This window comes from Mesorhizobium sp. B2-4-15 (genome assembly GCF_006658505.1).
Taxonomy (GTDB): domain Bacteria; phylum Pseudomonadota; class Alphaproteobacteria; order Rhizobiales; family Rhizobiaceae; genus Mesorhizobium.
Map to the genome: position 1 here is coordinate 314,473 of NZ_VFUZ01000002.1, position 13,150 is coordinate 327,622.

Below are 13,150 nucleotides of genomic sequence, written 5' to 3' on the forward strand. Positions count from 1 at the left end.
TTTATATTTGAACAATAAAGGCGAAGTGCGCCATAGGCCCACAGGCTGGCGCCAAGGATGGAGACCGCCATGACCGCATGCATCGTCGGCTGGGCGCATTCGCGTTTCGGCAAGCTCGAGGGCGAGACGCTCGAAAACCTCATCGTCAAGGTCGCGACGGACGCGCTCGACCATGCCGGAATCGGCCCGGACGATGTCGACGAGATCGTGCTTGGCCATTTCAACGCCGGCTTTTCGGCGCAGGATTTCACCGCAAGCCTGGTGCTGCAGGCGGACGATCGGCTGCGCTTCAAGCCGGCGACGCGCGTCGAGAATGCCTGTGCGACGGGATCGGCGGCGGTCCGGCAAGGCATCCGCGCCATCGATGCCAATGCGGCCCGCATCGTGCTGGTGGTTGGCGCCGAGCAGATGACGACGACGCCTGGACCCGAGATCGGCAAGAACCTGCTGAAAGCTTCCTATCTGCCCGAGGATGGCGAAACGCCCGCCGGTTTTGCCGGCGTCTTCGGCAAGATCGCGCAGGCCTATTTCCAGCGCTATGGCGACCAGTCGGACGCGCTCGCCATGATTGCCGCCAAGAACCACAAGAACGGCGTCGACAATCCCTATGCCCAGATGCGCAAGGATTTCGGCTATGATTTCTGCCGGCAGGAAAGCGAGAAAAACCCCTTCGTCGCCGGCCCGCTGAAGCGCACCGACTGCTCGCTGGTTTCCGATGGCGCCGCGGCCCTTGTCCTGGCCGACACGGCAACGGCTTTGAAGATGCGCCGTGCGGTTGCCTTCCGCGCCAACGAACATGTGCAGGATTTCCTGCCGATGTCGAAGCGCGACATCCTGGCGTTCGAAGGTTGTGAACAGGCCTGGACCCGCGCGCTGAAGAACGCCGGCGTGACGCTCGAGGACCTGTCCTTCGTCGAGACGCATGACTGTTTCACCATTGCCGAATTGATCGAGTATGAGGCGATGGGCCTGGCGAAGCCCGGCGAGGGCGCCAAACTGGCGCTTGACGGCACGACGGCCAAGGACGGCCGCTTGCCGGTCAATCCCTCCGGCGGGCTGAAGGCCAAGGGTCATCCGATCGGCGCCACCGGTGTGTCCATGCATGTCTTGACCGCCATGCAGCTTGTCGGTGAAGCCGGCGGCATCCAGGTGCCGGGCGCAAAGCTTGGTGGCATCTTCAACATGGGTGGCGCGGCGGTCGCCAACTACGTTTCCATTCTCGACCGGATCAGGTAAACCGCCCCTGCATTCGCGGGAGGTTACATTGGCAAATCCGGTTCTGATCGAGATTCTGCGCGGCTCGATCGTCGAGAGCGCCCATCGTGGTGCCGTCGCGGTCTTCGATGCCGACGGCAAGTCGGTCTGGGAAATCGGCGACACCTCGAAGCCGGTGTTTCCACGCTCGGCGGTCAAAGCCATCCAGGCCTTGCCGCTGATCGAAACCGGTGCTGCCGACGCTTATGGCTTCGGCAACCGCGAACTGGCGCTGGCCTGCGCCTCGCATTCGGGCGAGCCAGCGCACGTCGAACTGGCGCGGGCCATGCTGGCCAAGGCCGGACTGGACAAGTCAGCACTCGAATGCGGCGCGCATTGGCCATCGAATCATGACGCGGAGATCGCGCTCGCCCGCACCGGCGATTTGCCGAATGCGCTGCACAACAACTGTTCCGGCAAACATTCCGGCTTCCTCTGCACCTGCGTCCATTCCGGCATCGGCCACCGCGGCTACGTCAAGCCTGATCACGCCTTGCAGGAGATGGTGCGCGACGCCATGCAGGCGGTCACCGGCGCTGTCCACGGCCCGGATGAGCGGGCGACAGACGGCTGCTCGATCCCGACCTATGCCGTGCCGCTCAGGAGTTTCGCGCTCGGCTTTGCCCGCATGGCCACCACAAATGGTTTTGGTCCCGAGCGAGCCAAGGCCGCGAAGCGGTTGCTGGGCGCCTGCATGGCGGAGCCCTTCTTCGTCGCTGGCACTGGCCGCGCCGATCTCGCTTTGATGGAAGCCGCACCGGGCCGGATTTTTGCGAAAGGCGGCGCCGAAGGCGTCCACTGCAGCGCAATACCTGAACTTGGCCTCGGCATAGCAGTCAAATGCGATGATGGTGCCGGCCGCGCCGGCGAAGCCATGGCTGCCGCCGTCCTTGCCGGGTTGTTGCGTGCGGACGAGGCCTTGGCGGCAAAACTGGCCGGAATGGCAAACGCGCCGATCGAAAGCCGGGTCGGGGCCAAGGTCGGGGCACTGCGGCCGACGCAAGCCTTGAAGGCCGCGATCAACTGACCCGGTTGCGCTCGACGGTCAGATGCGCGAAGCCGCTGTTGGTCAACTGGGTGAGGTCGGCCGTCACCGGTTCCGCCCAGCGCTGCCCGACGACGGCGCCGTTCAACGTGCCGTCAATGACGTTGTCGGAGATGACGGCCGTGCCGGCACCCTCGACCACGCTGACGACAATGCCGGTGCCTGCCTTGCGGATGATGTTGCCGGTGGCCACAACATTGCGCAAATACGGTCCCCAACCGATCGACATGCCATAGAGCGGCGCGTTCTCGATCACGTTGTTGGAAGCGATGGTGTCGGCCTCGACGCCGATGCCGACGCCGAAGCCGGGCGGATCGGCCGGGTAGGGGCCGGTGGTCGACAGATTGCGCACGATATTGCCCGAGCAGATACCCATGCGGCCGCCTTCGTTGAAGTTGACGATCGAGATTCCGTTGGCCGCGCCATCGACGATGTTGTTGCTGATGACGGCGCCCTCGAACGAGAATTCGGAATAGACCGCGGTCTCGCCAGAGCGCGAGCAGGTGTTGCCCGATACCTGAAGGTTGCTGGAGCTGTTGGCCCGGATCGCCGAAAAAGCGCAGTCCGAAACTACATTGCCCGAGATGACGACATTGCCGGCGCGGAAGGCATTGATGCCGTTGCCGTTCTGGCCGGTTCCGCCGCCGCGCGCGCCAATGCGTTCGACGCGGTTGCCGGTGACCATGGTGCCGTCTTCCGCCGCCTGCCAGCGATGAACGAGAATGCCGCCATTGGCGCAGTCGGCGACGGTGTTGCCCGTGATCGCCAGCCCACTGGCCTCGACTGAATAGATGCCGGCATCGGCTGCGCCCGATATCTCCGAGCGTTCGATGCGGCCCGCCGAATGTTCCAGCGCCAGTCCGTTCTTGCCGCTGCCGGTTACCTGGCAATTGTCGACGACGAGATGGCCGACCTGGCGCAGATCAAGCAACCCTTGCGCGTAGTCGCCCATCGAGCGGTTCGCACCGTCGAAGACCAGCCCGCTCAGTTCGATATGGTCGGCCTGTTCGGCCATGAAGAGGTGGCCGTCGCCGCCATAGACGATCCGCGTGGCACCCGGCACGCCGGAAAGACGCACGCGGCCGGGCAGCGAAAGGTTGGAAACAAGATAGGTGCCGGGCGGGAGGAACACCGGCATATCGCGGCTGTTCGCGTCGCGCAGCAGCTTGGCGAAGGCCTTGCTCTGGTCGTCAAAGGTGCCGGGCTGCACGCCAAGTTCGGTGGCATTGATGGAACCGCGCATCGATGCCTTTTCGATGCCGGTCAGGCTGGCGGCGGCCGCCTTGCCAAACGAAAGGCCTATGATGGCAAAGCCGGCGGTACGCGTCAGCAGCGTTCGTCTGTTCAACATCGGCACAGAATCCCAGTGTTCAGTCCTGACATGGCAGGAATCGTGCCAGACGTTCGGCGCTTGTTCTCAGCAGCAATGGCTTGTCGCGCAGCCATCCGGCGCCTAAGTTCAGGGAATGAGCAGAGCTTTCACCCGCGAAGAAGACAGCGAGAATGCCATTGCTGGCGTCGGTGAGCGGCCGATCAGTCCGCACCGCAATCTGGTGACGGAGCGCGGCCTGGCGCAGATCGAAGACAATCTGGCCGACTTGCGCGATGTTCTGGCGAAAGCCGAACGGAAAGCCGACCGCGAGCGCATCGCCGTCGTGTCGCGCGACCTCCGCTACTGGACCGCGCGGCGGGAGAGCGCCGAGCTTTCCACACCGGAGCCCGGTAGCGACGTCGTCCGCTTCGGCATGGGCGTGACGCTGGAAGGCGATGACGGCAAGAAGGTGCACTGGAAGATCGTCGGCGAAGACGAAGCGGATCCGTCGAAGGGCAGCATTTCGCATGTTTCGCCGATGGCGGTCGCCTTGTTCGGCAAGAAGGTTGGCGACGTGGCTGCTGTCAACGGCAAGGAATGGGAGATCGTCAAGCTCTCGGACAAGGCCGAGAACTAGCCGTCGAGCTTGACGGCGTGGTCGCGGAAGAATGCCGCGGCGCCGGCCTCGTCGATCTCACCCGCGGCGACGGCCATGACGAACTCGTAGAGCGTGCCGTCATTAGCCGTCAGGACATAGCCGTTCACGATCAAAAATGCGCCGGCTGCCACGATGGCAGTGCGTTTATTGCCGTCGACAAAGGCATGGTTCCTGGCAATACCGAAGACATAGGCGGCTGCAAGATCCTCAACGGAAGGCTCTCCGTAGCCTGCCTTGTTTTCGGCGCGGGCAAGCGCCGATTCAAGAGCATTTTCATCTCTCAAACCTTGTGCTCCGCCATGTCTGCGCAATTGCTCGGCGTGCATCGCTTCGACTGCGCGCCGGGTCAGAAACTCCCAGCTCATTCCGCGAGCTTCTGGAGCGCGACCTTGTACTTGTCCATGACCTTACGAGCAGCTTCCATCTGCCGCTCGAAACTGTCATCCACCGGCTCAAGGGCAATGCCCTTATCCGTTTCGACAATCTGGAGCTGATCACCTGTCTTCATGTTCAGGCGCTCGAGAAGCTCCTTCGGCAGGATGACACCTTCGGAATTACCGATCTTGCGGATGGTCGTGTTCATGGCGGAGTACTCTGTTGCAACGGTGATTATAACGTGCCGCGTTGCTCGTTACAACAAAAATTATAACTTGTAGCCTTCTGCCAACAACCTGTCCATCAACCGATCCGCCGCCTCCGGAATAACAGTTCCCGGCGGAAAGATTTCCGCGGCACCAGCTTGCAGCACCGCATGATAATCCTGTGGCGGGATGACGCCCCCGGCCACGATCAGCATGTCGCCGTGGCCGAGTTTTTTCAGCGCGTCGCGCAATTCGGGGATCAGCGTCAGGTGCCCTGCCGCCAGCGACGACGCGCCGATGACATGGACATCATGCTCGACCGCCAGCTTCGCAATCTCCTCCGGCGTCTGGAACATCGCGCCGACGGTGACGTCGAAGCCGAGGTCGGCGAAGGCGGTGGCGATCACCTTCTGCCCCCGGTCATGGCCATCCTGTCCCATCTTGGCAACGAGAATGCGCGGCCTGCCGCCGGTTTTTTTCTCGAAAGCAGCAAGCTTGTCCTGCAGCCCATCGACCACTGGATTGTCGCCAAGCGCCTTGCGATAGACACCGGAAATGGTCTGTACGGTGGCGACGTGCCGGCCAAAGGCTCTTTCCAGCGCGTACGAGATTTCGCCGACCGTGGCATTGGCGCGCGCGGCGCGGATGGCGAATTCCAGGAGGTTCTCATTGCCTTGCGTGGCACGGGTCAGCGCGTCGAGCGCGCTTTCCACGGCGGCGACATCGCGCGTGCCCTTCAGATGCTGCAGCTTCGACAATTGCCGGGCTCTCACCTCGGCATTGTCGATCTTCAGCACATCGACCTCGATGTCGGTCTCCGGGCGATGCGCATTGACCCCGACCAGCATCTGCTCGCCGGAATCGATGCGCGCCTGCGTGCGTGCAGCCGCTTCCTCGATGCGCAGCTTCGGAATGCCCTGTTCGGTCGCGGCGGCCATGCCGCCAAGCGCCTCGACCTCCTCGATATGGGTCAGCGTGCGCGCCGCCAGATCATGGGTGAGCCGTTCGAGATAGGCCGATCCGCCCCACGGATCGATGATGCGCGTGGTTCCGGATTCCTTCTGCAGGATGAGCTGCGTGTTGCGGGCGATGCGGGCCGAATGGTCGGTCGGCAGCGCCATCGCCTCGTCGAAGGAGTTGGTGTGCAGCGACTGCGTGTGGCCTTGCGTGGCCGCCATCGCCTCGATCATGGTGCGGATGATGTTGTTATAGGGATCCTGCGCCGTCAGCGACCAGCCGGAGGTCTGGCTATGGGTGCGCAGCGACAGAGAGCGCTCGTCCTTCGGCGCGAAATTCTTCTCTATCAAGGTCGCCCATAGCAGGCGCGCGGCCCTGAGCTTGGCCACTTCCATGAAGAAATTCATGCCGATCGCCCAGAAGAAGGACAGGCGTGGCGCGAAGCGGTCGATATCGAGGCCAGCCGCGACGCCGGCACGGGCATATTCGATGCCGTCGGCGATCGTATAGGCGAGTTCCAGGTCGGCGGTCGCGCCGGCCTCCTGCATGTGGTAGCCGGAGATCGATATCGAATTGAACTTCGGCATGTTCTTCGAGGTGTAGGAGAAGATGTCCGAAACGATCCGCATCGAGGGTTTCGGCGGATAGATGTAGGTGTTGCGGACCATGAACTCCTTCAGAATGTCGTTCTGAATGGTCCCGGCCAGATCCTTCTGCGCAACGCCCTGTTCTTCCGCCGCGACGATATAGAGCGCCATGATCGGCAGCACCGCGCCGTTCATCGTCATCGACACGGTCATGTCGCCGAGCGGGATGCCATCGAACAGTTGCCGCATGTCGAGTATGGAATCGATGGCGACGCCCGCCATGCCGACGTCGCCCGCGACGCGCGGATGATCGCTGTCATAGCCGCGATGCGTGGCGAGATCGAACGCAACCGACAGGCCTTTCTGACCGGCGGCAAGATTGCGCCGGTAAAAGGCGTTGGATTCCTCCGCCGTCGAGAATCCGGCATATTGCCGGATCGTCCAGGGCTGCTGGACATACATCGTCGGGTAGGGGCCGCGCACGAAGGGCGGCAGGCCCGGATAGGTATCGAGATGCGGCAGGCCCTTGAGGTCGCCCTGGCTGTACAGATGCTTGACGACAAGACCTTCGGGCGTCATCCGCTGGCCCTTGATCTCTTCCGATGCGCGGTGCGGCGGCACCCAGCCGATCTGACTGAAATCCGGAATCAAGATGCGGCCCCGATGGATTGGTCGATGCGGACCGGGAACAGCGGTTCGCAAAGCACGACGCCTTCAGTGAAGGCAGGGCGCCGTTCGGCGTCGAGCGTCTCGACCGGACGCTCGCTTTTCAGCGGATAGAGCGTGGTGCCGATGATCGCCCGCTCGCCCACCTTGAAGGCGGCTTCGCGCCGAGCGGCCGCCGTGCGGACGCGTTGCTGGATATGTCCTTGCTGAAGGCTGGACAGCACACCCCCCTCGGCCTCGATCGCCTGCAATTCCGCCCATGCCGCAGCGCAAAGATCTGATGTCAGCGCTTCCACCGCGCCGGAACCATAGGCAGGATCGGCGACATGATCGATGTGGCTTTCATTGGCCATGATCAGCTGCGCGTTGCGTGCGACGCGGCGGGCAAAAGGCGCCGGCAGGCCGTGCGCGATCGTATGCGGCAGGATGGAGATCGAATCGGCTCCCCCCGCCGCCGCCGCGAAGCAGCCGATCGTCGTGCGCAGGATGTTGGTCTCCGGATCCAATGCCGTCATCATGCGGAATGATGTCTCGGCATGGATATTGGCCGTGGAGTTGGGGATCGAACAGGCTTCCTGCACCCGTGCCCAAAGCCTGCGCAAGGCCCGCACCTTGGCCATCGACAGGAACTGGTCCTGGTCGACACTCAGCGCGAAGCCGATATGAGGTGCCGCATAGACGAGCGGCTGCCGGGCTTTTTCGAACATTCTCAGATACGAGACCGCCGAAGCCAGCATGATGCCGAGTTCCTGCGCTTCCGTGGCACCGGCATTGTGGAAGACGCGCCCGTCCGCTTCCAGAAGCACACCGGGAACGTCCATCGAGAAGAAATGCGCCAGCGACTGCGGCATCGATTCCTGCAATGCCTCGATCGACATGCGAAGCCGGCCGGTGCCCGCAAGGATCGCCGCCGGATCGATGCCGAAGGAGAGGTTGAGTTTTGCCGGATCGGAGCGGCGCTTGCTCAGGAACGCCACCAGCCAGTCGGCCATGGGGCGGCTCCACGGATGGGTGTCGATGCGGATCTGGACCCGGTTGAGGGGCACGCCCTCCAGCACCGTTTCAAGCGCCTGCGCAGTCCTGGGCAGGCCGTAGCCGAATGCGTTCGGAGCACCTTCGAAGACGAGCGACAGTCCGGTCGCGCCCTGCGCGATATCATCCAGGACCTGGGCCTTGGCACGATCGACATCTGGGTCGTCGACGCGCTGACTGACGATCCAGGACGATCGGGGATTCGCGCGTACGATCGGTTCAGCTCCGGTCGCACGCTCGTGGAGTGGCTCGATGCGGATGTTGTCGTCGGTGTGCGAAACCAGCTTTTCCTCGAAGGACGCCCCGGCCAACGCCTTTTCCGCCAAGGCCAGCCATCGCAGGCGTTCGGCATTCGCCGGTTCAACATCCCTGGTCAAGGCTCCAGCGCCCATCCATCTTCCTCATTTACGTGGCCGCACCAGCCCGGAGCAGTTCAGTCTACGGTCACCGGTCGGTTATCGCAATGCACGACCAAGGTCTGAATTCGATCCATCGGATATAGGTCGGCTTGTGTGGACGAACCATGAACGATTGCCAAACACCAGCAAAATCCGCAAGCACGAAAAAACCGATCGCGACGATTGGCATTGTCGCTCCGCGATGGCCTCACTATACCTTCGGGCAAAGGCTGGCTTTTAGACACATCAGTTTGCGGAGACCCGGTATATGGCTGACGACACCAGTATTTTCATCGGCGCCAGCCGCAAGCCAGACGACAGCTATCAGCGTGCCGAAAATCTGCTGCTGCAATACGGGAATCGTCACGGCCTGGTAACGGGTGCCACCGGCACCGGCAAGACCGTCACCTTGCAGATCCTGGCAGAAGGATTTTCGAACGCCGGCGTGCCGGTGTTCTGCGCCGACATCAAGGGCGACCTGTCCGGCATCGCCATGATGGGCACGGCACAGGATTTTCTGGTCAAGCGCGCCGCGCAGGTCAAGCTCGATCCTTACGATTTCCAGGAGTTCCCCGTCATCTTCTGGGACCTGTTCGGTGAGCAGGGTCACCCCATCCGCGCCACCATTTCCGAGATGGGTCCCTTGCTTCTGTCGCGGCTGATGAACCTCACCGAAGCGCAGGAAGGCATCATGAACATTGCCTTCCGCATTGCCGATGAAGACGGCCTGCTGCTGCTCGACCTCAAGGACCTGCAGGCGCTGCTGGCTAACATCGCGGAGCGCGCCGACGAGATCAGCGCCCGCTACGGCAATGTCACCAAGCCGTCGGTGGGGGCCATCCAGCGCACGTTGCTGGTGCTGGAGAGCCAAGGCGCGGCGAACTTCTTCGGCGAGCCGGCGTTGCGGATTTCCGACATCATGCGCACCACGCGTGACGGCCGCGGCGCCATCAGCGTTCTGGCCGCCGACAAGCTGATGATGAACCCGCGCCTCTACGCGACCTTCCTGCTCTGGCTGATGTCGGAGCTGTTCGAGGAACTGCCGGAGGTCGGCGACCCCGACAAGCCGAAGCTGGTTTTCTTCTTCGATGAGGCGCATCTGCTGTTCGACGAGGCGCCAAAGGTGCTGATCGACCGCGTGGAACAGGTGGTGCGTCTGATCCGTTCGAAGGGCGTCGGCGTCTATTTCGTCACGCAAAACCCCCTGGACATCCCCGAGAAGGTGCTGGCCCAGCTCGGCAATCGTGTCCAGCACGCACTGCGCGCCTATACACCGCGTGAGCAGCAGGCGGTGAGGACGGCGGCCGAAACGTTCCGTCCCAATCCTGATTTCGACTGCGCCACCGCCATCACCCAGCTCGCCACCGGCGAGGCGCTGGTTTCGACGCTGGAGGCCAAGGGCGTTCCATCCATGGTGCAACGCACGCTGATCCGTCCGCCATCCTCGCGCCTCGGCCCGATCAAGCCGGACGAGCGCCGCCAGCTGATCGCGGAGAGCCCGGTTGCCGGCCAGTACGACCAGGTCATCGACCGCGAGTCAGCCTTCGAAATCCTGCAGAAGAAAGCCAAGGAGGCGCAGGATGCCGAACAGCAGGCGGGCAGCGGTGGCTCGCGCTGGACCATTCCAGGCTTTGGCGATGATGATTCCGCGCCGCGGTCCGGCGGCAGGCGCGCGCCGGCGCCGCGCCCCTCCAATCGTCAGACGGTGGCGGAGGCCGCGATCAAGTCGGTGGTGCGCTCGGTCGGCTCGTCGGTTGGACGCGCCATCGTGCGCGGGATTCTGGGCAGTCTTTCAAGAGGCCGCTGAGCCCCGCACCAGTCAGTCAGCAAAGCTGGCTTATGGCGCCGCGAGTTCCTTCGGACGCGCGGCGCCATGCATTTCCGTAGGCGCGATCGGATTAGAAAATCGCGTCGGTTACCGCTTTGACCGGTCCAAGCAATACCGATCCGTCCGGCACGCCGGCGTCGATCGGGATGGCCTTGTGGTTCGCAGTCGCGACCATCGGCTGGCGGGCGTCGCTGGTCACGATGACCGGGGTCTTCTGGGGCACGCGGTCGTAGAGGTCGATGATGTCCTGGTTCATCAGGCGTACGCAGCCCGACGACACCGATTTGCCGATCGAGCGCCATTCCGGCGAGCCGTGCAGGCGATAAAGCGTGTCGACATTGCCCTGGAAGAGGTAGAGCGCACGCGCACCGAGCGGGTTCTTCAAACCGCCGGGCATGCCGCCATTGTCGGCGCTGTACTGCTTCAATTCCGGCTGCCGGGCGATCATTTCATCCGGCGGCGTCCACTTCGGCCATTTCTGCTTCCACTGGACGACGGCATCTCCCGACCATTCGAAGCCGGCGCGGCCAAGGCCGACGCCATAGCGGATGGCTTGGCCGCCCGGACGAACCAGATAGAGGAAGTGGCCTGTCGTATCGACGACGATGGTTCCCGGCTTCTGGCCGGTCGGGTCGGGAACGATCTGGCGCAGGAACTGCGGATCGATCCTGTCGACGGGGATGGCCGGCAGATCGAAGCCGCCATCGCTGACAGCCGCGTACATCGAGGCATAGTCGGCCAGAGGCGGCTCGACATAGGTTGGCGGGGGAGGCTGAACCGGCCCAGGTCCGGTGGTGGCACACGCGGAAACCGCGATCGAGGCTGCGCCCAGTGCTGCGGCGTTGAGGAAGCCGCGACGGCTCAGGCGATAGGATTCGATTTCGGTTATGGACATGGCTGCCTTCTTTAAGACTCAAATTCCAACAAAGCGTGAATTCGCTTGCCGCTACGCGGGTGCCTGACAACACCTGAGGCGATAGGCGGTTCCGATTCTGGCCCGAACGTGGACAAACAAAGGCGAAGCTGTGACCGCGCTGCCACTGTGGCGCCAGGGTCACAGGCAGTTGGCTTAGGCTGTGACAAGGGCTTCAAGGGACGGCAGGATCACGGTCGGCGGAAAGTCCCGGTATTCTTCGGGCTGATTGGAACGGTTGATCCAAACCGTGCGGAAACCGAATTTGGTGGCGCCCGCGATATCCCAGCGATTGGAGGACTGGAAGGAAACCGCGCCGGGGTAGAGCCGCCAGCCAGTGGCGACCATGTCATAGACCGCCGGATCGGTCTTGAAGCGCCGCACCGCATCGACGGAATAGATCTCGTCCAGCACCTGGTCGAGCGCCGCGGACTTGACCGCCGCTTCCAGCATTTCGGGCGAGCCGTTGGAGAGGATCGCCAGCCTGGCACCCGAAGCCTTGAGCGCTTTCAGCACGGCCGGCACTTCCGGGTAGCAGTCCAGACGCCAATAGGCTTCCAGCAACCTGACCTTGAGGCTCGGATCGGCCGAAGGGACCTTGCGCAAGGCGAAGTCGAGCGACTGTTCGGTCAACTGCCAGAAATCGGCATAGGCGCCCATCAGCGTGCGCACCCAGGAATATTCGAGCTGCTTGGCGCGCCAGATTTCGGACAGGAGCTGACCGTCCGGGCCGATCTGATCGGCATGGCGGCGCACGGCGGCATGCACGTCGAACAGCGTGCCATAGGCGTCGAAAACATAGGCGGCATATTGCATGTCAACAGTTTTGAGGCGCGGCGCGGCAAGGCGCAAGCCTTGATTGCATCGCGCCGTCGCTGGCCTCAACAAAACTCCTTGATGCTGGTTGACGGCGCCGGCTAAAGCATCTTCCAATGGCTGTCACACGAGATTGATCGGAACGGGACAACGCGATGACATTGGCGGCAGCAGCGCAATCCGCGACATGGACTTTCGTCGATGGCGACTGGTACGAAGGCAACGTCGCCATTCTTGGACCGCGCAGCCATGCCATGTGGCTGGGCACCAGCGTGTTCGACGGCGCTCGCTGGTTCGAAGGTGTGGCGCCCGACCTCGACCTCCACGCCAGCAGGGTGAACGCCTCGGCGATCGCTCTCGGCCTCAAGCCGAACATGACGCCCGAACAGATCGTCGGACTGACCTGGGACGGATTGAAGAAGTTCGATGGCAAGACGGCGGTCTATATCAGGCCGATGTATTGGGCCGAGCATGGCGGCTACATTGGCGTGCCGGCCGATCCCGCATCGACACGCTTCTGCCTTTGCCTCTACGAATCGCCGATGATCGCGCCGACCGGCTTTTCCGTGACGGTGTCGCCGTTCCGGCGTCCGACCATCGAAACGATGCCGACCAACGCCAAGGCTGGTTGCCTCTATCCCAACAATGGCCGTGCCATCCTCGAAGCCAAGATGCGAGGCTTCGACAATGCGCTGGTTCTAGACATGCTGGGCAACGTCGCCGAGACCGGCAGCTCCAACATCTTCCTGGTCAAGGATGGCCACGTGCTGACGCCGGCGCCGAACGGCACCTTCCTGTCCGGCATCACGCGCTCGCGGACGATGACGTTGCTCGGCGACTATGGCTTCAGGACCGCCGAAAAGACGCTGTCGGTGCGCGATTTCCTCGAAGCCGACGAGATCTTTTCGACCGGCAACCATTCCAAAGTGGTGCCGGTCACGCGCATCGAGGATCGCAACCTGCAACCCGGGCCGGTAGCCAAGAAAGCGCGTGAACTCTATTGGGATTGGGCGCATTCGACGCCGGCCAACTGATCCCGTCCGGCGTTTTGTCGCAACGCGGTTTCGTTTTTGGAAACCGTGTGACAGTTCGCCGGAACCCGC

At 63.0% G+C, this 13,150-nt stretch carries 12 protein-coding genes; 5 read left to right on the top strand and 7 right to left on the bottom strand.

What is annotated here, in order from left to right:
• The first annotated feature begins 69 nt into the window (after positions 1 to 69).
• Together FJ930_RS03825 and FJ930_RS03830 are read left to right on the top strand one after the other, a co-directional pair.
• Positions 70 to 1,236, top strand: coding sequence for an acetyl-CoA acetyltransferase (locus tag FJ930_RS03825; protein ID WP_141834972.1), 1,167 nt, complete (start codon positions 70 to 72; stop codon positions 1,234 to 1,236).
• Between the two features lie 28 nt (positions 1,237 to 1,264).
• Complete coding sequence (locus tag FJ930_RS03830; RefSeq protein WP_141834975.1) at positions 1,265 to 2,281, top strand: asparaginase; 1,017 nt, start codon at positions 1,265 to 1,267, stop codon at positions 2,279 to 2,281.
• On the opposite strand, the gene FJ930_RS03835 is transcribed toward FJ930_RS03830, so the two are convergent.
• Positions 2,274 to 3,650 (bottom strand): TIGR03808 family TAT-translocated repetitive protein, encoded by a 1,377-nt coding sequence (locus tag FJ930_RS03835; RefSeq protein WP_141834978.1) that lies wholly within the window; start codon positions 3,648 to 3,650, stop codon positions 2,274 to 2,276. The genes FJ930_RS03830 and FJ930_RS03835 overlap by 8 nt on opposite strands.
• Positions 3,651 to 3,765: 115 nt before the next feature.
• Between FJ930_RS03835 and greA the strand changes: the two genes are divergently transcribed.
• Positions 3,766 to 4,248, top strand: coding sequence for a transcription elongation factor GreA (greA, locus tag FJ930_RS03840; RefSeq protein WP_140742348.1), 483 nt, complete (start codon positions 3,766 to 3,768; stop codon positions 4,246 to 4,248).
• Here greA and FJ930_RS03845 read toward each other — a convergent pair.
• From FJ930_RS03845 to FJ930_RS03860, 4 genes are read right to left on the bottom strand one after another with little or no spacing between them, the layout of a single operon-like run.
• Entirely contained in the window at positions 4,245 to 4,634 is a 390-nt protein-coding gene (locus tag FJ930_RS03845; RefSeq protein WP_141834981.1) for a type II toxin-antitoxin system death-on-curing family toxin, read from the bottom strand. The genes greA and FJ930_RS03845 overlap by 4 nt on opposite strands.
• Positions 4,631 to 4,852 carry an AbrB/MazE/SpoVT family DNA-binding domain-containing protein gene (locus tag FJ930_RS03850; protein WP_140742344.1) on the bottom strand — a complete coding sequence of 74 codons (222 nt, stop codon included), beginning with the start codon at positions 4,850 to 4,852 and terminating at the stop codon, positions 4,631 to 4,633. The genes FJ930_RS03845 and FJ930_RS03850 overlap by 4 nt, the downstream gene beginning before the upstream one ends.
• 60 nt (positions 4,853 to 4,912) lie before the next feature.
• Positions 4,913 to 7,045 (bottom strand): methylmalonyl-CoA mutase, encoded by a 2,133-nt coding sequence (scpA, locus tag FJ930_RS03855; RefSeq protein ID WP_141834984.1) that lies wholly within the window; start codon positions 7,043 to 7,045, stop codon positions 4,913 to 4,915.
• Complete coding sequence (locus tag FJ930_RS03860; protein ID WP_141834987.1) at positions 7,042 to 8,484, bottom strand: methylmalonyl-CoA mutase subunit beta; 1,443 nt, start codon at positions 8,482 to 8,484, stop codon at positions 7,042 to 7,044. Before FJ930_RS03860 ends, scpA begins: the two co-directional genes overlap by 4 nt.
• 274 nt (positions 8,485 to 8,758) lie before the next feature.
• Between FJ930_RS03860 and FJ930_RS03865 the strand changes: the two genes are divergently transcribed.
• A complete protein-coding gene (locus tag FJ930_RS03865; RefSeq protein ID WP_141834990.1) occupies positions 8,759 to 10,297 on the top strand; it encodes a helicase HerA-like C-terminal domain-containing protein in 1,539 nt (512 codons plus the stop codon).
• Positions 10,298 to 10,388: 91 nt separating this feature from the next.
• On the opposite strand, the gene FJ930_RS03870 is transcribed toward FJ930_RS03865, so the two are convergent.
• Positions 10,389 to 11,213 carry a L,D-transpeptidase gene (locus tag FJ930_RS03870; protein WP_141834993.1) on the bottom strand — a complete coding sequence of 275 codons (825 nt, stop codon included), beginning with the start codon at positions 11,211 to 11,213 and terminating at the stop codon, positions 10,389 to 10,391.
• 174 nt (positions 11,214 to 11,387) lie between these two features.
• Entirely contained in the window at positions 11,388 to 12,047 is a 660-nt protein-coding gene (locus tag FJ930_RS03875; protein ID WP_141834996.1) for a haloacid dehalogenase type II, read from the bottom strand.
• A 155-nt stretch (positions 12,048 to 12,202) separates the two neighbouring features.
• Between FJ930_RS03875 and FJ930_RS03880 the strand changes: the two genes are divergently transcribed.
• Entirely contained in the window at positions 12,203 to 13,081 is an 879-nt protein-coding gene (locus FJ930_RS03880; RefSeq protein ID WP_141834999.1) for a branched-chain amino acid aminotransferase, read from the top strand.
• Positions 13,082 to 13,150 lie beyond the last annotated feature (69 nt).

Coding starts and splice junctions, on each gene's coding strand:
- FJ930_RS03835 (WP_141834978.1), bottom strand. CDS start 3,650: ATGTTGAACAGACGAACGCTGCTGACGCGTACCGCCGGCTTTGCCATC.
- FJ930_RS03870 (WP_141834993.1), bottom strand. CDS start 11,213: ATGTCCATAACCGAAATCGAATCCTATCGCCTGAGCCGTCGCGGCTTC.
- FJ930_RS03865 (WP_141834990.1), top strand. CDS start 8,759: ATGGCTGACGACACCAGTATTTTCATCGGCGCCAGCCGCAAGCCAGAC.
- FJ930_RS03880 (WP_141834999.1), top strand. CDS start 12,203: ATGACATTGGCGGCAGCAGCGCAATCCGCGACATGGACTTTCGTCGAT.
- FJ930_RS03825 (WP_141834972.1), top strand. CDS start 70: ATGACCGCATGCATCGTCGGCTGGGCGCATTCGCGTTTCGGCAAGCTC.
- FJ930_RS03850 (WP_140742344.1), bottom strand. CDS start 4,852: ATGAACACGACCATCCGCAAGATCGGTAATTCCGAAGGTGTCATCCTG.
- FJ930_RS03860 (WP_141834987.1), bottom strand. CDS start 8,484: ATGGGCGCTGGAGCCTTGACCAGGGATGTTGAACCGGCGAATGCCGAA.
- FJ930_RS03845 (WP_141834981.1), bottom strand. CDS start 4,634: ATGAGCTGGGAGTTTCTGACCCGGCGCGCAGTCGAAGCGATGCACGCC.
- greA (WP_140742348.1), top strand. CDS start 3,766: ATGAGCAGAGCTTTCACCCGCGAAGAAGACAGCGAGAATGCCATTGCT.
- FJ930_RS03875 (WP_141834996.1), bottom strand. CDS start 12,047: ATGCAATATGCCGCCTATGTTTTCGACGCCTATGGCACGCTGTTCGAC.